The sequence below is a fragment of the Vagococcus sp. AM17-17 genome (genome assembly GCF_003471765.1).
In the GTDB taxonomy this organism is placed as follows: Bacteria; Bacillota; Bacilli; order Lactobacillales; family Vagococcaceae; genus Vagococcus; species Vagococcus teuberi.
In genome coordinates this window covers 532,004-556,344 of the sequence record NZ_QRJY01000001.1, presented here as the reverse complement: position 1 = coordinate 556,344, position 24,341 = coordinate 532,004, and the positions used below count along the sequence as shown (strand labels likewise).

At 33.0% G+C, this 24,341-nt stretch carries 23 protein-coding genes and 1 pseudogene; 17 read left to right on the top strand and 7 right to left on the bottom strand.

Features of this window, described 5'->3' with window-relative positions:
* Positions 1 to 30: 30 nt before the first annotated feature.
* From DW196_RS02670 to DW196_RS02650, 6 genes are all read left to right on the top strand, one after another.
* The gene (locus tag DW196_RS02670) at positions 31 to 1,374 is read left to right on the top strand and encodes a TrkH family potassium uptake protein (RefSeq protein WP_118249907.1); all 1,344 of its coding nucleotides are present in this window, start codon (positions 31 to 33) and stop codon (positions 1,372 to 1,374) included.
* A gap of 112 nt (positions 1,375 to 1,486) precedes the next feature.
* Positions 1,487 to 2,377: a class I fructose-bisphosphate aldolase gene (locus DW196_RS02665; protein WP_158563501.1), complete on the top strand. Its 891-nt coding sequence runs from the start codon at positions 1,487 to 1,489 to the stop codon at positions 2,375 to 2,377.
* A 63-nt stretch (positions 2,378 to 2,440) separates the two neighbouring features.
* Entirely contained in the window at positions 2,441 to 3,121 is a 681-nt protein-coding gene (locus tag DW196_RS02660; RefSeq protein ID WP_118249903.1) for an NAD(P)H-dependent oxidoreductase, read from the top strand.
* Positions 3,122 to 3,298 (top strand): hypothetical protein, encoded by a 177-nt coding sequence (locus DW196_RS11460; protein ID WP_169817674.1) that lies wholly within the window; start codon positions 3,122 to 3,124, stop codon positions 3,296 to 3,298. It abuts the gene before it with no gap.
* A 61-nt stretch (positions 3,299 to 3,359) separates the two neighbouring features.
* A complete protein-coding gene (locus tag DW196_RS02655) occupies positions 3,360 to 3,944 on the top strand; it encodes a hypothetical protein (RefSeq protein WP_118249901.1) in 585 nt (194 codons plus the stop codon).
* 119 nt (positions 3,945 to 4,063) lie between these two features.
* Complete coding sequence (locus DW196_RS02650) at positions 4,064 to 4,813, top strand: tyrosine-protein phosphatase (protein ID WP_118249899.1); 750 nt, start codon at positions 4,064 to 4,066, stop codon at positions 4,811 to 4,813.
* A 7-nt stretch (positions 4,814 to 4,820) separates the two neighbouring features.
* On the opposite strand, the gene DW196_RS02645 is transcribed toward DW196_RS02650, so the two are convergent.
* Positions 4,821 to 5,294 carry a methylated-DNA--[protein]-cysteine S-methyltransferase gene (locus DW196_RS02645; protein WP_118249897.1) on the bottom strand — a complete coding sequence of 158 codons (474 nt, stop codon included), beginning with the start codon at positions 5,292 to 5,294 and terminating at the stop codon, positions 4,821 to 4,823.
* An 82-nt stretch (positions 5,295 to 5,376) separates the two neighbouring features.
* Here DW196_RS02645 and DW196_RS02640 point away from each other — a divergent pair, with 82 nt between their 5' ends.
* Genes DW196_RS02640 through DW196_RS02625 form a run of 4 tightly spaced genes read left to right on the top strand, consistent with a single transcriptional unit; the run spans position 5,377 to position 8,789 of the window.
* Complete coding sequence (locus tag DW196_RS02640) at positions 5,377 to 6,747, top strand: bifunctional UDP-sugar hydrolase/5'-nucleotidase (RefSeq protein WP_118249895.1); 1,371 nt, start codon at positions 5,377 to 5,379, stop codon at positions 6,745 to 6,747.
* An 11-nt stretch (positions 6,748 to 6,758) separates the two neighbouring features.
* Complete coding sequence (locus DW196_RS02635) at positions 6,759 to 7,373, top strand: YutD family protein (protein WP_118249893.1); 615 nt, start codon at positions 6,759 to 6,761, stop codon at positions 7,371 to 7,373.
* Between the two features lie 9 nt (positions 7,374 to 7,382).
* A complete protein-coding gene (locus DW196_RS02630) occupies positions 7,383 to 8,147 on the top strand; it encodes a TIGR01457 family HAD-type hydrolase (protein WP_118249891.1) in 765 nt (254 codons plus the stop codon).
* Positions 8,148 to 8,150: 3 nt separating this feature from the next.
* Positions 8,151 to 8,789, top strand: a complete 639-nt coding sequence (locus DW196_RS02625; RefSeq protein WP_118249889.1) for a TIGR01906 family membrane protein — start codon at positions 8,151 to 8,153, stop codon at positions 8,787 to 8,789.
* A gap of 4 nt (positions 8,790 to 8,793) precedes the next feature.
* On the opposite strand, the gene DW196_RS02620 is transcribed toward DW196_RS02625, so the two are convergent.
* Both DW196_RS02620 and DW196_RS02615 read right to left on the bottom strand, forming a co-directional pair.
* Positions 8,794 to 9,300, bottom strand: coding sequence for a phosphatidylglycerophosphatase A (locus tag DW196_RS02620; protein ID WP_118249887.1), 507 nt, complete (start codon positions 9,298 to 9,300; stop codon positions 8,794 to 8,796).
* 67 nt (positions 9,301 to 9,367) lie between these two features.
* Positions 9,368 to 10,357, bottom strand: a complete 990-nt coding sequence (locus DW196_RS02615) for an NAD(P)/FAD-dependent oxidoreductase (protein ID WP_118249885.1) — start codon at positions 10,355 to 10,357, stop codon at positions 9,368 to 9,370.
* Positions 10,358 to 10,507: 150 nt separating this feature from the next.
* Here DW196_RS02615 and DW196_RS02610 point away from each other — a divergent pair, with 150 nt between their 5' ends.
* The 6 genes from DW196_RS02610 (at position 10,508) to manA (ending at position 17,866) form a co-directional block, all read left to right on the top strand.
* Positions 10,508 to 11,176 (top strand): TetR/AcrR family transcriptional regulator, encoded by a 669-nt coding sequence (locus tag DW196_RS02610; protein ID WP_118249883.1) that lies wholly within the window; start codon positions 10,508 to 10,510, stop codon positions 11,174 to 11,176.
* A 12-nt stretch (positions 11,177 to 11,188) separates the two neighbouring features.
* Positions 11,189 to 12,907: an ABC transporter ATP-binding protein gene (locus DW196_RS02605; RefSeq protein WP_118249881.1), complete on the top strand. Its 1,719-nt coding sequence runs from the start codon at positions 11,189 to 11,191 to the stop codon at positions 12,905 to 12,907.
* Positions 12,904 to 14,748 (top strand): ABC transporter ATP-binding protein, encoded by a 1,845-nt coding sequence (locus DW196_RS02600; RefSeq protein ID WP_118249879.1) that lies wholly within the window; start codon positions 12,904 to 12,906, stop codon positions 14,746 to 14,748. Before DW196_RS02605 ends, DW196_RS02600 begins: the two co-directional genes overlap by 4 nt.
* Positions 14,749 to 14,877: 129 nt before the next feature.
* Positions 14,878 to 15,762, top strand: coding sequence for a VOC family protein (locus DW196_RS02595; protein ID WP_071457193.1), 885 nt, complete (start codon positions 14,878 to 14,880; stop codon positions 15,760 to 15,762).
* 70 nt (positions 15,763 to 15,832) lie between these two features.
* Positions 15,833 to 16,855 carry a serine hydrolase gene (locus DW196_RS02590; protein WP_118249877.1) on the top strand — a complete coding sequence of 341 codons (1,023 nt, stop codon included), beginning with the start codon at positions 15,833 to 15,835 and terminating at the stop codon, positions 16,853 to 16,855.
* 51 nt (positions 16,856 to 16,906) lie between these two features.
* Positions 16,907 to 17,866: a mannose-6-phosphate isomerase, class I gene (gene manA / locus DW196_RS02585; protein ID WP_118249875.1), complete on the top strand. Its 960-nt coding sequence runs from the start codon at positions 16,907 to 16,909 to the stop codon at positions 17,864 to 17,866.
* Positions 17,867 to 18,005: 139 nt separating this feature from the next.
* On the opposite strand, the gene ald is transcribed toward manA, so the two are convergent.
* Complete coding sequence (ald, locus tag DW196_RS02580; protein WP_118249873.1) at positions 18,006 to 19,124, bottom strand: alanine dehydrogenase; 1,119 nt, start codon at positions 19,122 to 19,124, stop codon at positions 18,006 to 18,008.
* A 277-nt stretch (positions 19,125 to 19,401) separates the two neighbouring features.
* On the opposite strand from ald, the pseudogene DW196_RS02575 reads away from it, so the two are divergent.
* A pseudogene (locus DW196_RS02575) lies at positions 19,402 to 20,601 on the top strand (transposase).
* Between the two features lie 96 nt (positions 20,602 to 20,697).
* On the opposite strand, the gene DW196_RS02570 reads toward DW196_RS02575, so the two are convergent.
* The 3 genes from DW196_RS02570 to DW196_RS02560 all read right to left on the bottom strand — a co-directional run bounded on the left by DW196_RS02570 (position 20,698) and on the right by DW196_RS02560 (position 24,250).
* Positions 20,698 to 21,384 (bottom strand): type 1 glutamine amidotransferase, encoded by a 687-nt coding sequence (locus DW196_RS02570; protein ID WP_118249871.1) that lies wholly within the window; start codon positions 21,382 to 21,384, stop codon positions 20,698 to 20,700.
* A 1-nt stretch (position 21,385) separates the two neighbouring features.
* On the bottom strand, positions 21,386 to 22,729 hold the full coding sequence (locus DW196_RS02565) for a Mur ligase family protein (RefSeq protein WP_118249869.1): 1,344 nt from the start codon (positions 22,727 to 22,729) through the stop codon (positions 21,386 to 21,388).
* 141 nt (positions 22,730 to 22,870) lie between these two features.
* A complete protein-coding gene (locus DW196_RS02560; RefSeq protein ID WP_118250206.1) occupies positions 22,871 to 24,250 on the bottom strand; it encodes a TrkH family potassium uptake protein in 1,380 nt (459 codons plus the stop codon).
* Between the last annotated feature and the right edge of the window lie 91 nt (positions 24,251 to 24,341).

Sequence of the window (24,341 nt, the reverse complement as noted above, 5' to 3'; positions counted from 1 at the left end):
ATTGAATAGATAGTTAGAGGAGAAAAAGAGATGGAAGATCAAAAAAGAGGATTGAAGCGGTTTAATACGGTTCAATTTATTACCTTGATGTTTTTAATCATTATTTTTATTGGATCATTTTTATTATTTTTACCGATTAGTCATCAAGCGGGTAAACAGTTGAGCTATATTGATGCTTTATTTGTTGCCACTTCATCAGTATGTGTCACAGGGCTAACGCCTATAAATATTTCACACGTTTTAAGTCCATTTGGTCATGTGATTATGATGACTTTAATTGAAATTGGTGGACTTGGTTTTATGTCCATAGCCTTAATTGTGGCAATGATGTTTCGAAAAAGAGTGTCACTTCAGTCACGTCTTGTCATTAAAGAGATGCTTAACATGAATAATCAAGGTGGAGTCGTAAAACTTCTTAAATTTGTGGTACGATTTTCGGTGAGTGTGCAAGCTCTAGGTGCGTTGCTTTTGAGTTTTCAATTAATTCCCCAATATGGATTAGGGAAAGGACTATTTTATAGTGTATTCCATTCAATTTCAGCTTTTTGTAATGCCGGTTTTGATTTATTTGGTGATAGTCTGCTTAGTTATCAACAAAAACCATACATGTTACTTGTGATTTCTGGCTTAATCATCGCTGGGGGATTTGGTTTTATAGTATGGTATGATTTGATTCATTTAAAAGAGCATAAACGATTATCACTCCATACGAAGATAGCTTTAACTGTGACACTTAGTTTGTTAATTGGAGGCACTGTTTTATTTGCTTTTACGGATAAATTTTATGACATGTCTTTCTTTAAACAAGTTACAAATACATTTTTCTTAAGCGTCACACCACGTACGGCAGGATTTGCTTCCATTGATTATGGTTCAATGAGTTATGCTGGACTAATATTAACCATCGTTTTAATGTTTATTGGTGGAACATCTGGCTCTACAGCTGGTGGTATTAAAACGACAACGTTAGGCGTATTATTAATTCAGTTATTTAGTACATTAAGAGGTCGAGATGAAGCGGAGTGGCAAGGGCGTTCAATTCCTCGTAATATTGTGATGAAATCTTTTGTGCTATTCTTTTTTGCGAGTTTATTGTGTTTGTTAAGTGCGCTGATTTTATCAATGACTGAGTATAGTCCACCACATTCAGGTATTGAATACGTGTTATTTGAAGTCGTGTCCGCATTTGCAACAGTTGGATTAACAATGGGCTTAACCCCTCATTTGACTATATTTGGAAAATTGCTTATTATGTGTTTAATGTTTATTGGTCGTGTTGGTTTATATACAGTCATGTATGCTTTGTTGAGAAAAGAATTGAATGATATGGGTAATAAGTTTAATTATCCAAAAGAAACAGTGTTAATTGGTTAGACAATCTGGTATTTTTTTAATGAAATTATTTTTGAAAATTTTCAAATTTTAATTTAAATTTTGATGTGTTATGTATTATAATGAGCATATTAAAAATAAAGGAGAATGTGACATGCTAGATGAAAAAACATTGACTATGGTAAAAACACATCCTGGATTTATTGCAGCGATGGATCAGGGTGATTTAAGTACGCCAGGTGCCTTAAGACAGTATGGTGTGCCAGATGAAACATATCAAACATCTGAAGAGATGCATAACATCATTCATGATATGCGTACGCGTATGATTATTAGTGATGAGTTTTCATCAAAATATGTATTAGGCGTTATTTTATACAAAGATGCGTTAGAGAGAACCATCTTTTCAGAGCCTATGCCTGACTATCTTTGGAATAAAAAAGGAATGTTACCTTTTTTAAAAATCGATCAAGGATTAGCTCCTTTAGTTGATGGTGTGCAGCAAATGGCAGAGTTAACAGAATTTGATACATTAGTGGAAAAAGCAAAAGATTTTCCATTTATCGGATTTAAGTTTCGCTCATTAGTTTGTGCGGCAAATGAAGAAGGCATTAAACAACTAGTGAAACAACAATTTGATTTAGCAAAAAAGGTGTATTCACTAGGTTATTTACCAATGTTAGAACCTGATATTGATTTGCATATTATTGACAAAAAACAAGCTGAAATATATTTAAAAGAAGCTTTAATAAAAGAATTAAATGATTTAGATTCTGATATGAAAATTATGCTAAAATTAACGTTACCATCAGAATCAGACTTTTATCATGATTTACTTGATTTTCCACAAGTCGTAAGAATGTTGGCCTCTTCAAGTGGTTTAAGACAAACTGAAGCAGATAAGAAATTAAGTGAAAACCATGATATGATAGCAAGTTTTTCGCGAGCATTAACAGAAGGATTAAGTTATCAAGAAAGTGACATGGAATTTGATTTCCATTTAAGACAAACGTTGCATGCAATTTTTGATGCATCAAATACATAACCAAGTGGCCATCTGAAAAACAGATGGTCTTTTTATTGAAAAGTTGAAATTAGGAGAATTGGTATGAAAACATTAGTTGTTATTGCGCATCCAAATTCACATGAATCTGGTGTGCAATCATTTTTAAAAGAGAGTTGCGCCTCTCTGACAGATGTCACGATTTACGATATTCAAGAAGAGCTATCTTCTTTTGATTTGAAAAAAACACAAGAATTACTAGCATCGCATCAGCGAATTATTTTTCAATTTCCAATGTATTGGTATGCAGCTCCTGATATGCTATATAATTGGTTAGAAAAAGTATTGACCAAATCATTGTACCAATCTGGATTGAAAGGAAAAGAACTAGGTATTGTGATGAGTATGGGACAAAAACTATCAGCATTTCAAGCAGGTGGCACAGAACATTTTACTATTTCAGAACTGTTAAGGCCGTTTCAAGCATTGGCTTATAAATGTCTTATGACTTATTTACCACCATTTCCTATTTCATTATTCCCATATCTAAAAGAAAAAGAAAAGCATCAATTACTCATTAGCTACCAACAGTATTTAACAAAAGAAAATGATCATCGTTTTGTGACAAGTGAGAAATGGGTGATTAATCGTTTGAAAGAATTATCTGATAAAGGATTAATCAATGACTCAGACAATCGACTGTCATTTATCCAAGATACATTGGAGAATAACCGTATGGAGCTTGATAGTTTACTAGCAACACTTGAAGAAATGAGGGTGGACTAATTGGAAGAAAAAGAGTGGATATTATCCGAATTGTCTTTATTACAACAAGAAGAACAGTCATATGAAGTTCAAGCATTTTTAAGTGAATTAGCGTTTATTTTAAAAGAGCAATACAAACGAATTGAACAAGCTGAAGGAGAGATTGATGGCTTACTTTGGAGCCCCAAAGAGTGGTAGTTATTTATCTTTTAGTCAAAATTTGTTATAGTAAAGAAAAATAGATTTGATAGGAGATCCAATGAAGTATGCAAACTATTTAATATTACTTTTTCTTTTGGTTGGCTTAAGTGGTTGTGGCGAAAAGAAAACACAAACACAAGAAACAACAGAAAGTACAACTGGAATGGTTGTAAAAGATAAAAAAAGGAAGCGTAGTACGGTTGTTAATAACATGTTGGTAGGTCACTCAAAAATTAGTTTTAATAATGAAAAATATGACATATTGTCTGAAGGAAAGTTTACGCAAGAAACTCTCTGGGGAACGTTTCAACAAGAAAATAATCAAAAAACATATATCCAAATAGATGCTTTTGATAATACACAAAAGATGTATGGTGATATTGAGGGGTATGTATTAGATGGCGTGCAATGGGATGAGGCAGAACCAGTTCAGTATCTAGGTGTGATGGAAGAAGCACTTCAACCATCTAAAGATAAAAAAGTATTGATGTATAAAGCTAGAACAGGTGATGTCATTTTTTCAGTAACAATGTTTGGTAAAGAGAAACTAACCAATAAAGATATTTTAAACCTAAAAGAGATTGCGAAAAGTATCAAAGTAGAATATGTCGCAGATCAAATGATTTCCGCAGGCGGTGAGTAACTTCATCGCTTTTTTATATTTTTTTGGAAAAAATTCAAATTTAATCTTATTAAATAAAACGTAAGTTTGGTAAACTGTATAGCGTAGTATATAAAATGACTTTTTAGGAGGAAATAGGCATGGATACATTAGTAAATTTTCGAGATTTAGGAAATATTGTAACCTTAGATAATAAAAAAGTGGTGCCACACCAATTTTTAAGAAGTGGTGAAGTTGTTAACATTTCAGAAAAAGATAAAGAAACATTAACTAAAATTTATGGTTTAAAAAAAATTATTGATTTTAGAGGAGATACTGAGGCTAGTCAAAGTCCAGATGATACATTAGTTGGAGTGATATACGAACACATTGATATTTTGGGTGAGTCAGCCAATCAAGGTGCCAGTTTGGAAGAATTATTGAGCCCTAAATACGATCCTAAAAAAGCCATGATGACAATTTATGAAGAATTAGTTTTATCAGAAAATGCACAAAAAGGGTATTCAAAATTTTTAAGTGATTTCATTAATCAGCCAAATGAAACAACTCTTTTCCACTGTTTTGCTGGGAAAGATCGAACAGGATTTGGTGCAGCGTTGATTTTACATAGTTTAAACGTCTCTAGAAAAGCGATTGAAGAAGATTATTTAAAAACGAATGAATCGCGTAAACCAGCTAATCAAGCTATTTTAGCAGAAATGAAAGAAAAAGGAGCAAGCGAAAAACAAATGTCAAATATGCTTATCATGTTGAATGTTGATAAAGCTTACTTAGATTATGCGTTTGAATTGATTGAAACACACTATAACAGTGTTGAAAATTATTTTACGACTGTTTTAAACTTACCTGAAACATTTTCAGAAGACATGAAAAAACTATACACTATATAAAAGGAAATCAATTTTGATTTCCTTTTTCTAATGCTAAAAGAGATTGTTTAATGGATAAACCAAATTCAGATGAACCAAAGTAACCTATTAGTTTTCCTGACTGACTAATCACACGATGGCATGGAATAATAATGGGAATGGGATTTTTTTTACATGCTTGGCCGATAGCTTGATAAGCACGAGGATGATTTGTTTTTTCAGCAATATTTTTATATGAATAGGTTACACCATATGGAATATCACGTAGAGCAAGCCACACATCTTTTTGGAAAGGAGTCCCTTTTTGTAAGTCAATCGGAACACTAAATTGTGTGATTTGTTTTGAGAGGAATTGTGTGATTTCTTGTATGCATTGTTGAGTAATTGGATTGTCTGAATAATCGTAAATTTTTTCTGACGTATGTTCTAAAAAACAGATGTTAGTAACACCATACTGACTGGCTTTAATATCTAATAAAAAATGACCAACTTTATATGCCATTTTATCTCACTCCTTTGTTTATCATAATACCCAATTTTAGTGAGATATGATAGTATAAAAGGTATGAGAAGGGACGTTAATCATGAAAGAAATCATTCACTTATTGCATACAAACGATATGCATTCACACATAGAAAGATGGCCTAAAATAAGACGATGGCTAAACGACACAAAACGACTTTACACAGAAGAAAAAGAAACGGTTTTTACTTTTGATGTTGGCGACTTTTTAGACCGTGTCCACCCTTTAACTGAAGCAACAGATGGATTAGCCAATGTCGAGTTGATGAATCAAGTTCATTATGATGCGGTGACGATTGGAAATAATGAAGGAATTACGAATAGTAAACAAGTTTTAAATGACTTATACAAAGAGGCCAACTTTCCAGTTGTGTTAAGTAATCTAAAGGATTTAGATACCCATGATTATCCAGATTGGTCAAAGCCTTATATTATTACGAAGACTAAAGAGAATACAAAAATTGGTGTGTTTGGCTTAACAGCGCCAATGGAATTAAGTTATTATCCATTTGGTTGGCAAGTGATTGACCCATACATTTCAGCTCAAGAAATGGTTGAAGAGTTAAGAGAAAAAGTTGATGTGATTGTATTGTTATCCCATTTAGGCATTATAGATGACAAAAAAATGGCCCAACGTTATCCTGAAATTGATGTTATCTTAGGCTCTCATACGCATCATTTATTACCTGAAGGGCTAATGGAAAATGGTGTCCTTTTATGTGCGGCGGGACGTTTTGGTGAACATGTAGGAGATGTCACGTTAGAATTAACAGATAGAATCATCACAAAAAAATCTGCTAGAACTACTAGTTCAGATAGTTTATGGGCTGATAGTCATGATAAACAAGAAAGTGAAGAATTTTATCGTTATGGGAATTTTTTATTAGAAGAAAAGTCGGTGGCTAATTTAGGAGATGCATTAGACAAGGAAACGACTCTAATAATTGCCACATTAGAAGCAATGAAAGAAGCCAGTGGATGTGATGTGGCAATGGTAAATTCAGGATTATTTTTAACGGATATTGGCCCTGGATTAGTGAACGAGAAACAGCTCCATACAAGCTTGCCACACCCGATGAATTTGATTAAGGTCACCTTAAAGGGTAAAGAGATGATTCGACTAGCCAAAGAAGTAGTCAAAAATCGAGACTTTTTAAGAAGATTTCCAATTATTGGGATGAAATTTAGAGGGAAATACTTTGGTGAAGTATGGTATGATGGCTTTAATTATGATGAAACAACAAACGAAGGTTTTTGGTTAAATGAACCAATTGAAGATGAAGCAGAATATAGTTTTGTAACGGTCGACCATATAGCATTTGTACCGTTTTTCCCGACAATTGAGATTGCAGGCAAAATTGAAATACTTGGCCCAAGTTTTTTGAGAAATCATCTGGCGACTTATTTAAGTAAATTAAACATTAAAAGATAGAGGTAAACAGTATGTCGAGAAAGAATAAACAAGTAATAGAAGAACTAGAAAATATCGACACTCAACCAGAGGAAGTTGATGACGTTCTCTTGGAAATGTTAGCAAATTATAATCCGGAGTCTTTTCCACTAGCAAATGGGACTTATCGATTAGTAAAAGATTATCGTGATGGGTTTGATTATGAAGCTTTAATTAAACGATATAACGATGTGTTGGCAAAATATGACTATATCGTTGGTGATTGGGGATATGATCAGTTGCGTTTACGTGGTTTTTTTAAAGATGACTTTAAGAGTGCCCCGCTTGATGCAAAAATCAACACGTTAAATGATTATTTATATGAGTTTTGTAATTTTGGATGTGCTTATTTTGTGATTGAACAAATTGGTGAGTTTAAACGAAAAGGTCGTTCATCAACATTTAAGTCATCAAAAAATAAAAACCAAGCTCATATTAATGAGAAAAAATATGACAGTAGAAATAATAAAAAGCCTAAGTATAAGGGGAATAATAAGCAACAACAAAAGAATAATCAATCAACTAACAAGGAAACTAATAAATCAACACAAAATAATACCAATGTAATAAAAGAGCGTCACTTTAAGATAAAGAAAAAAGAAGGTTAGGAGAAAAAAATGACTTATAAAGGGTATTTGATAGATTTAGATGGCACTATTTATTTAGGAAACCAACCAATCGATGCAGGGAAACGATTCGTTGATCGATTAAAAGAAAAGAATATTCCTTTTTTATTCGTAACCAATAATACGACTAAAACACCTGAAGCAGTAAAAAATAGATTACATGATTCATTTGATATTGATGTATCTGACGAGACGATTTATACAGCCAGTTTAGCAACAGTTGACTACATGAAAGACAAAGGTCTTGGAAATAGAGTTTATGTTATTGGTGAAGAAGGACTTAAAGAAGCGATTTTTTCATCAGGTTTTATTCTAGATGAAGAGAATCCTGACTATGTTGTAGTGGCTCTAGATACAGATTTAACATATGAAAAATTAGCGGTTGCGACTTTAGCGATTCAAAAAGGGGCGCATTTTATTGGTACAAACCCAGACAAAAATATCCCGACAGATAGAGGATTAATGCCTGGGGCTGGAAGTTTAATTGCGTCTATTGAGACGTCTACCCAAACAAGTGCTGCTTATATTGGAAAACCAGAAGCTGTTATGATGGAAAAAGCGTTGGATAGATTGAAACTTAGTAAAAATGATGTCATGATGGTTGGCGATAATTATGAGACAGATATTCGAGCAGGTATTGATAATGATATTGATACGTTGTTAGTTTTAACTGGATTTACTAAAAAAGAGGATGTCCCAACGTTACCTATTTCTCCGACACAGGTGATTAACTCTTTAGATGAGTGGCAGGTATAACTCGTGGTAAAAGCAAAAGAGTATTTAAAAAGAATTGTATTAATTTTATTTTTATTGAGTCTAGCCATTACGTTAACGATTAATGCAAGATGGTTGTATCAATTTGATATCAATTATTTAGGCATTACAGAATACACGGATTACACCAAACAAACTATTATGTCTAATTATGACGACTTGATGCGATACTTGAATTTTTTCTGGATAAAAACTCTTTCGATGAAAGATTTCCCAACATCAGCTGAAGGCGCATTTCATTTTGTTGAAGTGAAGCAATTATTTCAGTTAAATTATGCCGTGTTTTTTATCACGTTAATTCCAAGTGTGATGTATCTATATCGTTTATTTAAAACAAAAATGGTGTGGACATTGTCACATATGATACAAGTTATTTTGATGGGACTAGCAACACTGTCTTTTTTTATGATTGTGGCGTTTGACCAATTTTTTGTGTTGTTCCACGAGGTTTTTTTTAATAACGATGCGTGGATGTTTTATCCTGAGACAGATCCTATTATTTTAGTCTTGCCTCAAGACTATTTTTTCCATTGTTTTACTTTGTTTTTTGTTTTATTTATTTTATTTTTAATTGTATTACTTATTAAAGGAAAAAAAGAATTAAAAAAAACCAGTGATGCGTAAAGTATCACTGGTTTTCGTTTAGTCGGTCGGGTTCAGAGTGAGCTAGACGACTTGCTGCAGCGGCTGCAATAGCTCCGACAATATCATCTAAAAAGGTATGAACTTGATTGCCATCATGTGAATTCAATTTTTCTAAAATACCTGGTTTGACTTTATCTATATAACCATAGTTAGTAAAACCAATGGAACCATATATATTAACAATAGATAATGCTAATATTTCATCAATTCCATATAAACCTTCATCTGTTTCAAGAATTTCTTGTAAAGGTTCTAGCACTTGATGATTTTCTGCAGCGATATCAAGTTGAATCCCTGTCAAAATAGCATTTTGAACTTCTCTTTTATTTAAAACAGCCTCAACGTTTTCTAAACACATATCAAGAGTTAAATCTTGTACGTATTTTTCTTGTAGAAAGTAAACTAGTTCTGCTATGTCCTTAATTGTTACACCACGATCTAATAATAATTGTCGAGACATTTTTTTAAGTGTTTCTTTTTTTATTGTCATTATGTCACCTTCTTAATTAGTATTGTTAACTAGTATAACCTAGTGTCAGACTTGTAACAAGTATGAGCTATTGGTCAAATAAACTAGTGCTATGCATCGGTTGAACACGTTCTTTAGGATTTATGTGGTTTACTGCGTGATTAACGGCAATCGGTGCTTCACCAAATCCAGTTGCGATAAGTTCAACTTTCCCATCATACGTTGAAATATCTCCAATCGCAAAAATACCGTCAACAGATGTTCTAGTAGCAGAATCCGTTACAATTGATTGACGCGTTAATTCTATTGGCCAATTCTTTATTGGCCCTAGTGAAGAAGAAAAACCGTAATTAACGAGTAAATCAGATACGTCAATTGTTTTTGAGTCATCTGTTTTTGGGTTAAATAAGGTAACACCTGTTAAATGTTCTCCATCTCCATGTAATTCTTGAATAACAAAAGGCGTTTCGATTTCGACACTTGATTGTTCTAATAAGCTGATACTATGTTCATGCGCTCTGAACGTTGGACGACGGTGAACTAGTTTGACAGATTTAGCAACATCTTCAAGCATCAATGCCCAATCAACCGCAGAATCACCACCACCACAAATTATGATATCTTTTCCTCTAAATTGTTCCATATCAGTCACAAAATAGTGTAATCCTTTTCCTTCATAATGCTCATGACCTTCAGTTGTTAATCGTTTTGGTTGAAACGCGCCATTACCGGCAGCGATGATTACTGTTTTGGAATAGTGTGTGCCTTTTTTGGTAATAAGTTTAAACATGGCACCTTCTTTTTCAATTTGCAACACTTCTTCATCTAAACAAATGGTTTGATCAAACGGTTTAATTTGTTCAACTAATTGATCGACTAATTGTTGTGCTTTTATATTTGGAAATCCTGCTACATCGTAAATGAGCTTTTCCGGATAAAGTAAACTAAGTTGTCCTCCAAGTTGTGGTAGAGATTCAATAATTTTAGTTTTAGCTTGTCTCATTCCAGCGTAAAAAGCAGCGAAAATCCCAGCAGGTCCACCACCAATAATTGTAATATCATATATTTCTTTTGTCATGTGAAACTCCTTTACTAAATCAATACACAAAGTATAAATGACATTTTTAGATAAAGAAACTATTTTGAATTTTGAAGTGTTTTTAATTGATTTGTGACACAGCGTCATATATAATGACACCATGTCATAAATCAGTTAGGAGGTAAATTTATGCCAAGTCCCACATTTTTTCGTTTAGAAGAAGAAAAACAGCAAAAAATTATTGCAGCATGTGAAAAAGAATTTTCTGATGTTCCAATCCACCAAGCATCAATTGCCAATATTGTGAAGTATGCAGGTATTCCAAGAGGGAGTTTTTATCAGTATTTTGAAGATAAAGATGATGTGTTTTACTATATTTGCGATAATTTAGTAAAAGAACCTGAAACAACATTCATGGCATTATTTAAAGAAAATAAAGGAAATTTATTTTTAACCATGCAAGAATTTTTTGATTATTTTATTCATTTGGTTTTAAAAAGTAAGCATGCAAAGTTATTAAAAAACATCTTTATGTATATGGATTACAAACGTTCAAGTGAAATTTTTGATGAGTTAGGTGTTGAAAAAAGAACACAAAAACAAATAATGGGTCGAAAAAAACAACGATATCATCAGTATGAAGAATTAGTAAAAAATGTTGATTATTCATACCTAAAGATATCTGATGTGACAGAGTTAAAAGTATTATTAAGATTATTGTTTTATACGATGCACGCATCAATTAATGAAATTTATCGTTCAGAACAAATGGGAAAAAAAATAAACATTGAAAAAGCGAAGGCGGAGTTTAATATGAAGCTAGATTGGATTGCCTACGGGGTAATTGAAGATAAATAGGAGGATAGAAACATGTTAAGAATCATAAAACGAATGTCTCTACCAGCAGTTTTAGGGGCTATTTTATTCATCGTAATTCAAATTACGAGCGATTTGTATTTACCAACACTCACGTCAAATATTATTGACAAAGGCGTTACTAAGGGAGATATCTCATACATTTGGCGCGTTGGCTTTGTGATGATAGGTATTTCATTTGTCGGAATATTAGCATCTATTGCTAATACATTTATTGCCACAAGACAAGCGCAAAAACTAGGTAAAAAATTGCGTTCTGAGATTTATGAAAAAGTAGAATATTCATCTCAACGTGAATTTGACAAGATTGGAACAGCGTCTTTAATTACCAGAACAACCAATGATGTTAATCAAATTCAAATGGTTAGTCAGATGTTCTTAAGAATCATGATTAATGCACCAATCACATTAATAGGTGCAAGTGTTTTGGCTTTTTATCGTGACAGAGAACTGACAAAAATATTTTTATATGTCATTCCAATGATTATATTAGTTGTAGGTGTCACAATGTATTTTGCGATTCCATTATTTAAAAGTTTACAAGAAAAAACAGATAGACTGAACTTAGTATTTCGTGAAGGACTAACAGGTGTACGGGTTATCCGTGCATTTAATCAAACAAAATTTGAAGAGTATCGTTTTGATGATGCCAATAAAGACTACACGAATACTGCCATAAAGGTAAATACACTGATGTCATTCTTATTACCTGTGATTACGTTCATTATTAGTGTGACAAATGTATCTATTATTTGGTTTGGAGGTCATAATATCGCGGAAGGAACGCTTGAAGTAGGAAATATGATGGCGTTTATGACGTATGCTATGCAAATTTTAATGAGTTTTGTGATGATGGCGATGATTTTTGTGTTTGTACCCCGTGCTCAAGCATCAGCTGTTCGTATTAACGAAGTACTTGACATGAAAGACGATATTAAAAATCCAGATTCACCAAAAGCATTTAATTCAGATAGTTCATTAACATTTAATGAAGTTAGTTATAGCTATAGTGGTGCTGAAAAACCTGCTTTATCTGATGTTGATTTTACCGCAAAAAAAGGTGACACGGTTGCGATTATTGGGGGGACTGGTTCAGGTAAATCGACGTTGGTCAATTTAATTCCACGTTTCTTTGATACAACAGAAGGTGAGATATTAGTTGATGAATGCAATGTAAAAGATGTCTTGCAACATGAACTAAGAGAAAAAGTCAGTTTTGTACCACAAAAAGCAGTGCTATTTACCGGAACAATCCGATCAAATATGCAATATGGGAAAGAGAATGCAACAGACGACGAGATTTGGCAAGCTTTAGAAACAGCACAAGCAAAATCATTTGTTTCTGAATTACCAGATGGTTTGGATAGTAAAGTTGAACAAGGTGGAACAAACTTCTCAGGTGGACAGCGTCAACGTCTATGTATAGCTAGAGCACTTATAAAAGACGCATCACTCTACGTGTTTGATGACTCCTTCTCAGCACTTGATTTTAAAACAGATGCTGCTCTTAGAAAAGCATTGAAAGAGTCGATTACTGAAGCAGTAGTCGTCATAGTAGCGCAAAGAATTAGTACCGTGGTGGATGCTGATACGATTCTTGTATTAGATGATGGTGTCATGGTAGGTCGTGGCGACCACCAAACGCTAAAAGCAACAAATGATACCTATCAAGAAATTATTTCATCACAGTTGAGTAAGGAGGAAATAGCATGAGACAACATGGACCTGGTGGAGTAAAAGGAAAAAAAGCAAAGCCAAAGAATTTTTGGAAAACAACCAAACGTTTGATGTCATATATGATGAAGCGTTGGTATTTAATTGCTTTAGTGTTTGTTTTAGCAACAGCCTCTACTATATTTCAAATTCGAACTCCTAAAATATTAGGGGAAGCAACAACTGAAATTTTTTCTGGACTGATGAAAGCAAAAGAAGCCATGATGAATGGTGCTAAAGTAAGTAAAATAGATATAAACTTTGATAAAATTGGTAGCATATTAATGATTGTATTAGCAATGTACGTTGCATCAGCTATTTTCAGTTTTATGCAGCAATTTATTATGACACGTATTTCTCAACGAACAGTGTATCAATTAAGAAAAGAATTTAAAGAAAAAATGGGTCGTGTTCCTGTTTCTTACTATGACACACATTCAAACGGTGATATTATGTCTCGTGCGATTAACGACATGGATAATATTGCCACAACCCTTCAACAAACGTTAACCCAGTTTGTAACAAGTATTTTAATGTTTTTCGGGGTACTTTGGATGATGTTAACAATCAGCTGGAAATTAACAATTGTTGCAGCGTTGACAGTGCCACTAAGTTTAATTATCACAATGATTATTGCACCAAAATCTCAACGTTATTTTGGAAAACAACAAGCGAGTTTAGGTTTATTAAACAATCAGATTGAAGAAAGCTATAGTGGACATGCTGTTGTTAAAAGTTTTAATCATGAAAAAGACAATATAGATGTATTTGAAATTCAAAATCAACATTTATATGAATCTGGTTGGAAATCGCAATTTATTTCAGCGATTATTATGCCATTGATGAACTTTGTAAAAAATATTAGTTATGTCTTTATAGCTATATTAGGTGGGATTCAAGTAGCAAATGGATATATGCCTTTAGGGGACGTACAAGCTTTTATGCAATACACTAACCAATTTGCTCAACCTCTAAGTCAAATGGCGAATCTGTTAAATACAATTCAATCAACAATTGCTTCGGCTGAACGTATTTTTGATGTATTAGATGAAATGGAAATGAGTAATACAACAGTTGATAATTCACTTGCTACACCAACAGACGCGGTTGTGTCATTCCAACATATGGCATTTGGTTATGATGATAGTGAATTATTGATGAAAGACTTTAATTTAGATGTATTTAAGGGACAAAAAGTTGCCATTGTAGGACCAACTGGTGCCGGTAAAACAACGATTATCAATTTACTGGAACGCTTTTATGATGTCTCAGGTGGTGCGATTTTGTATCAAGGAAAAGATACTCGTAATATTAAACGTGAAACATTACGCTCACATTTTTCAATGGTACTACAAGATACATGGTTATTTACTGGCTCAATTTATGACAATATTCGTTATGGGAATATGGATGCTAGTGAAGAAGATGTTATCCGTGCAGCCAAAGCAGCACGTGTTGACGAATTTGTTCGTCGTTTGCCAGAAGGATATGATACTGTGTTAAACGAGGACGCATCAAATATTTCTCAAGGACAAAGACAATTAATCACAATTGCACGTGCCTTTTTAGTTAATCCAGATGTTTTAATCTTGGATGAAGCAACTTCTAGTGTTGATACAAGAACTGAAATATTGATACAAGAAGCAATGGATAGATTATTAGAAGGTCGTACAAGTTTTGTTGTGGCTCATAGATTATCAACGATTCGTGATGCAGATAACATTATTGTGATGGATCAAGGGGACATCGTTGAAACAGGAAATCATGATCAATTACTTGAAAAAGCCGGTTTCTATGCTGAATTGTATAATAGTCAATTTTCAACAGGGGTAAGTATTTAATAATTAAAATGATATTCATCTAATTTTTCGAATATAATAATGGAATTTCTTGGATAAAAGGTGTTACAATGTAAAGTGACGTTAAGGGAAAAGACATTGATTTTTAAAATTTAGGGGGAAATGAATATTATGGTTAACTTTTCATTAAATCCAAACACCAAATTGACTTCTGTTGCTATCAAAGTAAAAGATTTTGACAGAATGTTAAGTTTCTACCAACAAGTTGTTGGGTTTGATTTGATTAATGAAGAAAATGATATGGCTATTTTAGGTATTGGTAGTCAGAAAAGAAAATTGCTGGGATTGATTTCGACACCAGATGGCGTTGAAGGTTCAAATACTCAGACTGGATTAAACCATACATCGTTTGTTTTTCCAACTAGAGACGACCTCGCTCGTTTTATCAAACATCTCATGTTAATTAATTATCCAATTGAAGGCGAAAGTGACCATGGATTTTGTGAATCTGTTTATATCAGTGATCCTGAGAATAATCGTTTAGAGTTCAGTTGGGATAAGCCAAGAGATGAATGGCCAATGGTAGATGGTAAAATAGATGGTGTAACCAAAGAATTGAACATTCAGAAACGTTTAAATCGAGTAGAAGGAGAATATACATCTGTTCCAGAAGAAACCAAAGTGGGACATGTCCACTTGTCTGTTTCTGATTTAGAAGAAGTATACAAGTTCTATGCTGAAAAATTAGGCTTTAAAATTAAAGATGATGATTTTAGCTCAACTCATTTGCTTTCTGTGAATGACTATCATCACCAATTAGCAATTAATGAAGCTCAATCAAATGGAGTGTCTCCAGTTATCCATGAGACGGATTTGGGAGTAGACCATGTGACATTTGATATACCAACAATGGATGATTTACTTTTATTAAAAGAAAATCTAGAATCACTCGGGTGTGATTTTTATTATAATAAAGGAAAACGAATCATTGGATTGTACGATCCTAGTGGTATTCATTTATGGTTCATCGTTTTTAAAAAAGAAAATAAAAAATAAATAAAAGCTGATAATAGTTGCTAGTATTTGACTAGCTATTATCAGCTTTTTTCTTAAATAAGGAGACATTATGTTTGAAAAAACTATCGCTACTATTGAGTTGATGCATCAAGATAAGATCATACCAGGAGCCAATTATCTTTTTTTAAAACAAGGTGATATACAAAAAGGAGTCATTGGTTTTAAAGAAGTGATGCCAGAAGAGATAAGTGCAACTCATGACACACTTTACGATATGGCTTCTCTTACGAAAGTCATGATGACTAATACACTTGTTTTGCAATTAATCGAAAAAAATGTTTTAGACATTGATGCCCCATTTAAAACCTATTTACCATCATGGCATGAAGAACGTGTGACATTACGACATTTATTGACACACACGTCAGCCGTTTATGGATACATTGAAAAGAGAGATGAGTTATCAGGAGAAGAACTTAAACAATCAATTTTACGCTTACCGGTTAATAAATCAATTATAGGAAAGAAAAAAGTGTATACTGATACAGGCACATTATTGATAGGATTTATGTTGGAAGACTATTATAAGCAAAACTTACATGATTTGTTTACTGAAAAAGTTTTGCATCCACTAGGAATGACTTCAAGTGGCTTTACAAACATTGATAAAACGAAATGTGCACCTACTCAGGTTACTAAAACAAGAGGAGTCATAAAAGGTGAGGTTCATGATCCAAAAGCCTACCAACTAAAAGAACACTGTGGTAGTGCGGGTTTATTTAGTACAATTGATGATAGCTTTAAGTTTGTTCAAATGATGTTGAATAAAGGGGCATTACCATCTGACGATAAGATGCTTTTACCCGAAACAATAGAAAGTTTATTACAAGACTACACGCCAACAGCTACTCTGTCTCGTTCTTTAGGGTGGGATTTAAGGTATCATTTAGAAAAAAAACATCCAATATTATATCATACAGGTTATACGGGTACTTTTATGTTGATAGATATTATAGAACAAGAGGCTTTTATTTTTTTATCAAATAGAGTTCATCCTTATGATAATAGACAAGATTACATAAGAAAACGTGATGAATTAATCGAGGTTTTTCAAAATGAACAGACGAATTAGATAAGAAATGATATACTATTTTTATCAATAAAGATGAGGTGAAGGGAAAAGATGACAAAGCCATTATTTTTAAAACCAGTATTCCAAGAAAAAATTTGGGGTGGAGAAAAATTATCGACAGAATTTGGTTATGAATTAACTAGTAAAACGATTGGTGAATGTTGGGCAATTAGTGCGCATCCTCATGGTGTTTGTACGATTGAAAATGGGGAATTCAGTGGAGAAAAGTTAGATGATTTATGGAAAAAACATCCAGAATTATTCGGTCATCCAAAGGAAAAAGTTTTCCCATTATTGACTAAAATTTTAGATGCAGAAGATGATTTATCTGTACAAGTTCATCCAGATGATTTTTACGGATTAAGTCACGAAGGAGAGCTTGGAAAAACTGAGTGTTGGTATGTTATAAGTGCTGAACCAGGATCTGAGATTATTTATGGTCATCATGCTAAAACAAAGGATGAATTAAAACGAATGATTGATTCTGGTGAATGGGATGATTTGTTGAGACGTATTCCTGTCAAAAAGGGAGATTTCTTCTATGTGCCAAGTGGAACAATTCATGCGATAGGTAGTGGGATTATGATTTTGGAAACTCAACAAAGTAGTGATACCACATATCGCGTGTATGATTACGATAGAGAAGATGATAATGGCATTACTCGTGAATTACATATCCAACAATCACTTGAAGTAACAACAGTTCCTCATGTTGATCCTAAAATAGCTGTTACACAACTGAATGAAAATAAATCAAGTATTACTACCTTTATAGAATCTGATTACTTTAATGTATATGAGTGGAATGTTAATGGTATTTTGGATATTCAGTCTCATGCGCCTTATACACTAGTTAGTGTGATAGATGGATTCGGTTATTTAAAATTTGATGAGCAATCATATGAGATTTCTAAGGGTATGCACTTTATTTTACCAAATGGAGTAGATACATGGTCATTAGAAGGAGATTTAGATATCATTGCTTCAGAACCTGGAAAGAAAAATAGATAGTATCAAAAAAGAGGTTGGCCTAAAAGTAACTTTTTAAATGAGAATCACTCAAAAAACAGAAGTACCATGAAATCAGTGTTTTAAGAAAGTGATTTCATGGTATTTTTTTTAAGACTTTTGGGTCAGGCCCTGTTGCTTGTTATAATAGGTTTGTTACTGGTTTGTACTCTGATAAACGATTTTGATCTTTGGCCACTTCTTTAGAAGTTAATACACCGTTATATGTATTGAAACCATTTAATAAGGCTATATCTGTTTTTATAATATCTGTCAAGGGCTTGTTTGCTAATTTAACAATATAAGGTAAAGTGTTGTTAGTTAAAGCAAGTGTTGATGTACGAGCTACTGCACCAGGCATATTGGCAACAGCGTAGTGAACAACACCATGTTTAATATATGTTGGATCATCATGGTTTGTTACATGGTCAGTTGTTTCAAATATACCACCTTGGTCAATGGCAATATCAATAATCACTGAACCAGGCTTCATTTGTCTAACCATATCCTCAGTTACTAAACGTGGAGCTTTTCGTCCAGGAATTAAAACAGCACCAATTACTAAATCAGCTATTTTAACTGATTTTTCAATGTTATGTGAATTTGAAATAACCGTTTCAATAGTATTACCAAAAATATCCTCTAATTCTGCTAATCGTTTTGGATTAATATCTAAAACACGGACTTTTGCACCTAATCCAACTGCAATTTTTGCAGCATTTGTACCAGCGACCCCACCACCTATAATGACGATTTGACCTTTTTCAACCCCGGGAACAGATGATAGTAAGACACCAGATCCTTGGTTGATTGATTCTAGGAAGTAAGCACCCGTTTGAGGAGCCATACGTCCTGCAATTTCCGACATTGGTGTTAGTAATGGTAAAGATCCATCAGGTAAACGAACTGATTCATACGCTATCGCTGTTACTTTATTTGCCAATAAAGCATCAGTTAACTCTTTATTAGGTGCTAAATGTAGATAAGTGAATAAGATTTGATTAGGTTTGAATAAATGATATTCAGATGCCAACGGTTCTTTAACTTTTAAAACCATGTCTACATCCCATACATCTTCTTGATTTTGAACGATGGTTGCACCCATTTCCTCATAAGCACTGTCTTCAAATCCAGCACCTGCACCTGCTTGAGTTTGTATGAAGACTTCATGCGAGTTCTCCACTAAAATTTTTACAAATGGAGGAGTCAATGCAACACGATTTTCATTGTTCTTAATTTCTTTTGGTACGCCAATTTTCAATTTTTTTCACTCCTATTCTTTCATAACTTATTAAAGTTATAACAATACTCATTATATATATAATGTCAAAAAAATGCTAATAAAATGGTATTTATATCAAAGAGAATACAAAAAGTGTTGGCTCTATAATTTAAAGGACTGATGAATCAAAATTCGATTCATCAGCCCTTTTTAGTTTATTTTATTTAAAAATATGTCGTCTATCTAGTAAAATTTAAGTACCAAACAAAAACATTAGGTAGAAAGGGCGACATGTCATGAATAATCATATCAAAAAATGCTAAGAATAACAGATAATCATTTGAATTTAACTAGTACAGAAGAAGCTAACATTAATGGAAGGAACACTTTAATTATTAAAGGGACTTATTTCCCTGTGCCTTCGGCTTGTAAAAATTGCCACTCAGCCGTTGTTGATAGTGATGGAAAGACAAATGTCGTGAGAAACGGGAAAAAAGAAGTCACTATTCGTCTATTACCTTATCAAAACCTACCTACTATTTTAAAGCTAAAGAAACAACGTTTCCATTGTAAAAATTGTAACCATAATTGGACTGCTCAATGCTCAATAGTTGAAAAAAATTGTCATATTAGTAAGTTTATTACTTTGCAAATCTTAGAACTTTTAACTGAAAAAATATCTATGACGTTAATCGCTAAATTATGCCAAGTCTCCTTAACGACTGTTATAAGGGTTCTTAAATCTGTTGAAACTCAATTACCACATCAACTTAAACCCCAGTGATTTCCTGACGTTCTGATGGTAGACGAATTCAAGTCGCATGCTAGTAGAGAAGTTAAGATGAGCTTTATTTGTGCCGATGGAAAAACAGGAGAATTAGTTGATATACTACCTAGTCGGACATTAAATAAACTCACTGTTTATTTTAATCGTACGCCTTTGGAGGAACGAAAAAAAGTAAAGTTTTTAGTCACTGATATGAATGCTGCTTTTAATGAATTTAGGGTACGAGAAATGAAAGTATTGATTCGCCAAAAGAAAAAATCAGAGGCTAATAAACTGAAATCAAATTGGAAATTCCTTTTAAAAAATCAACAAAATATCTCTATTTCTGAATTTAAAACCTGGAGAAGTTTCCCTTCTCCAAAGTACCCTCTTTTAACGGAATCAATGATGATCGATCGACTACTCTCATTCTTTGCGAATCTAAAAGAGGCTTATGATATTTTCCAACTACTAACGTATCATTTTAGACATAAAGACGGTCAATCTTTTTTTAACCTGTTAAAAAACTTACCTAATAACTTAGATAAGCTATTTAAAGACAAATAAGAGAACTTACTTACCTATGAAACAGGTATTCGTAATGCCCTTCTTTATGATTTTTCCAATGGAAAAATTGAAGCCAAGAATACTCATATAAAAACACTAAAACGAGTGTCATACTGATTTAAATCATTTCACAATATGAGAATAAGGATTTTCTTGATAAACGTCCTTATAAAAATAAAATAACTAAAAAAGATGATGATTGTGAGGTTACTCTCACAATCATCATCTTACCAATTTAACTTATCAGTCCTATTTGACAAAGAGCCAGTATTTTATGCTCTAATTTAACTCTTTCAGTTTAAAGGTTTTTTCGTATTTTGTTTTCATAGCCATATTTAGTAATCTAAGTGCAAGTTGTTTATTTTTGGCTAATAAAGGTCCGTGAAAATATGACCCAATGACATTTTTATAAATAACCCCTTCAGTTTTGTCTTTCCCATTGTTTCCATACCCTTTTACAACTTCTCCAAGAGGTTTTTCACCTTCTCCTAAAAAAGTCATACCATTATGATTTTCAAAGCCGTAATATGTTTCGTCAAATTCTTTATTATAAATTTCAATATCACCGATAAAACGGTTATTATCCTGGCTAAGAGTATAGTGGGGAAGAGCGGAGATTCCTTCAATTTTTTCACCGTGAGCGCCGATGTAATACTCACCTAATAATTGGAACCCTCCACAAATAGCAAGCATCACACCATCGTTTTCAATGTAACGAGTGATAGCGTCTTTTTTTGTTTGTATGTCTTCAGAAACGATTTTTTGTTCATAATCTTGACCTCCACCGAAAAAGACAAAATCATATTTCGTCTCATCAAAATCTTCAAACACGCTGATGATTTCAATATCAATTGTAATACCTAATTTTTTTGCATAGTAGTTTAACAAAAGTAGGTTACCATTGTCACCATATGTATTCAATAAATTTCCATATAGGTGACAAAATGTTAAATGATAGTTTGTCATACTAGGCTTCCTCCTTGATAAACCCTTGTTGGATTAATTCTTTTCTTAAGCCTAATACTGCAGTGTACGTGGCTAAAATATAAACATGTTCAGTTGGTGCTGATTTTATTTCTTCGATGACTTGTGTAAGTGACGATGTTTCAACTAAATTTTCTTCGTTAATGCCAGCTACTTTTAATCGAAGTGACATATCAGTCTGACGTTCTCCACCTGAGATGACTTTAGGAATATCTAATTCACCTAATTCTTCTAATTGACTGTCCCAAATCCAGCTGACATCAATTCCGTCAGCATAGTTTGCATTCAGTAGTGCAGCTAGTGAAAATGGGTAAGGAGATAATTTCATCGTATCAATCACTTGATTTAGCCCAACTGGGTTTTTAACTAAAACAAGAGTGCATTTTTTATCTCCAATCTCAATGACTTCTTGACGGCCAAATACTTTTTCGTCGTACGCTAAACCTTTTCTGATTTTTTCTGATGAAATATTATAATGTTTCGCTACAGCAGTTGCTGCTAGAGCATTATAAATATTGTACATGCCACCCACTTCAATTTGGTAGTCATGCTCATCAATCGTAAAGGTAGAAGAGACATTAGTCATGTGTTTAATGTCAGTTAAGGCGACATTAAGTTCAGGGCGTTTGAAATCACAATTAGGGCAATAATAATCTCCTAAGTTACTATATGTAATCATTTTATAGTGAAGGATGTGATGACAGTGAGGACAAAGGACACCATCAGTATTGTAGTGAGCCATTTGTTCTTCGTCATCTTTATGGCTAAAACCATAATATTCACGTGGATTAACTGTATCAATCGCATTAAATATCGGTAAATCACCATTCATTAATATTGGTGCTTTTGGTGCTTTTTTCGCCCCATCAACAATTAATTGATAAGTCGTGTAAATTTCACCATAGCGATCCATTTGATCACGAAAAATATTGGTAAATAAGAATAACTCAGGTGTTAAAAATTCGGTCACTTTATTTAAACTGGCTTCGTCGATTTCTAAAACAGCGACGTTTTTGCCATGTTTGTTTTTCTTTCCTTGAAGGAATGTAGAAACAATTCCTTGTAGCATATTAGCACCTGTTGTATTTGTAACAACAGAATCGAATTCCTCTTTTAATATATTAACCGTTAACGCAGTTGTTAACGTTTTTCCATTTGTTCCAGTCACAACAATCACATCATAGTCTTTTGCTAGACTTGAAAGAATTGTTGGATCTATTTTTAAAGCCAATTTTCCAGGCAAGCTACTGCCACCTTTGAAAAACGTTTTTAATAGCCATTGTGAAGATTTACCAACAGTTGTCGCTAATCCATTTTTAAAACTCATATACATTCCTCCTGTGTATACATTAACCTAATCATAATACCATAAAAAAAGAATGGATAGATTAAAAAAATCCATAAGATTCTATTAATTAAGATAACAAAAAAACCTCAGAACATAAAACTATCTGTTCTAAGGTTTGAATTAACCAATAATAATTTTTTCAGCTGGATAAACATATCCGCGGTCATGTTTTTCTTTTGGAATGAAAATCATCAATGTGTAAAGCATGCCAATACGTCCGACAAACATTAAAATGGCTATGACAACTTTACCAACAGGTGACAAATCCGAAGTAATACCAAGGGATAGTCCTGTCGTTCCAAAGGCTGATGCGACTTCCACAATTAAGGCAATCATGGATTCATTTTCTGTAATGGTCAAAATAAGAATTGATAAAAAGCACATAAAAGCAGATAAGTTAAATACAACAATGGCTTTTTTGATATCTGTTTTGTCAATTCGGCGATTAAAAACCGTCACGTTTTCTTGCCCTTTGATAAAACTATACATGTATAAGCCCAGAATTGCGACAGTAGTTGTTCTGACTCCCCCACCAACTGAGCTTGGACTGCATCCAATAAACATCAACATAGAAAAAAGTAGAAGAGTTGGGGTTTGAAAGTCATTTAGATTATTCAGCTGCAACCCAGCATTTCTAGTGGTAGTTGAGTAAAACATGGAGGTTAGCCATTTTTGCGACTCTGTCATGTCGATAAACAGATGATTTTTTTCAAGTAAATAAATTAAAACAGTTCCAACAACAAATAAAATCAAGTAAATACTAATCGCTAAACGACTAAAAAGAGAAAAACGAAAAGGTAATCCGTGTTTTTTTCGTTTGTAAAAAAACCATTCCTTCACTTCCATTAACACTGGAAAGCCAATTCCACCAATCATAATTAAAATCATTAAAATAGGTAAAAAAAAGAAATCATTTTTATATGGAGTGACTGATTCACCCGTTACGTCAAATCCAGAATTCGTGACAGCTGAGATTGATTGATAAAAACCGTGGAACAGTGATTCAATGACATTTAAATGGTGCTCTGCAAAATAAAAGTGAGTAGCAAAAACAATCCCGAAAACTAGTTGGATAACTAATAATGTCAACATAGTATTTTTAATTAATCTGATACTACCGCTCAATTTTGGTGAGTTCATATCAGTCATAATGAGCTGTCTACGTTTTAGGGATATTTTTTTCTTTGAGAGGATAAAGAAGAAGGTTGATACCATCATAATCCCGAATCCACCGATTTGAAATAGAATTTCAAGTAAAATAATCCCACGTTCATTAAATATCTCGTTAATATTAAACGTACTTAACCCTGTCACACTGATAGTACTGATTGCCATAAACACCATATCAAAGGTCGAGTATGATGCATTATCTTGATGAAAATAGGGTATATTCAATAGAAAATAAGCGGCGGCTGTCATCAAAACATAATAGATAAAAATGATTTGAATACTTGATAGGTGCCGATTGATATAACGAGTTCCATAATATTTTAGTTTCATATAAGAAAATTCTAAACGAGGCAAGTCATCTCCTCCTAATCTAGTTATGTTTCACTAGTATAACAACTTCTGTATTATTAAACCAGTCTTT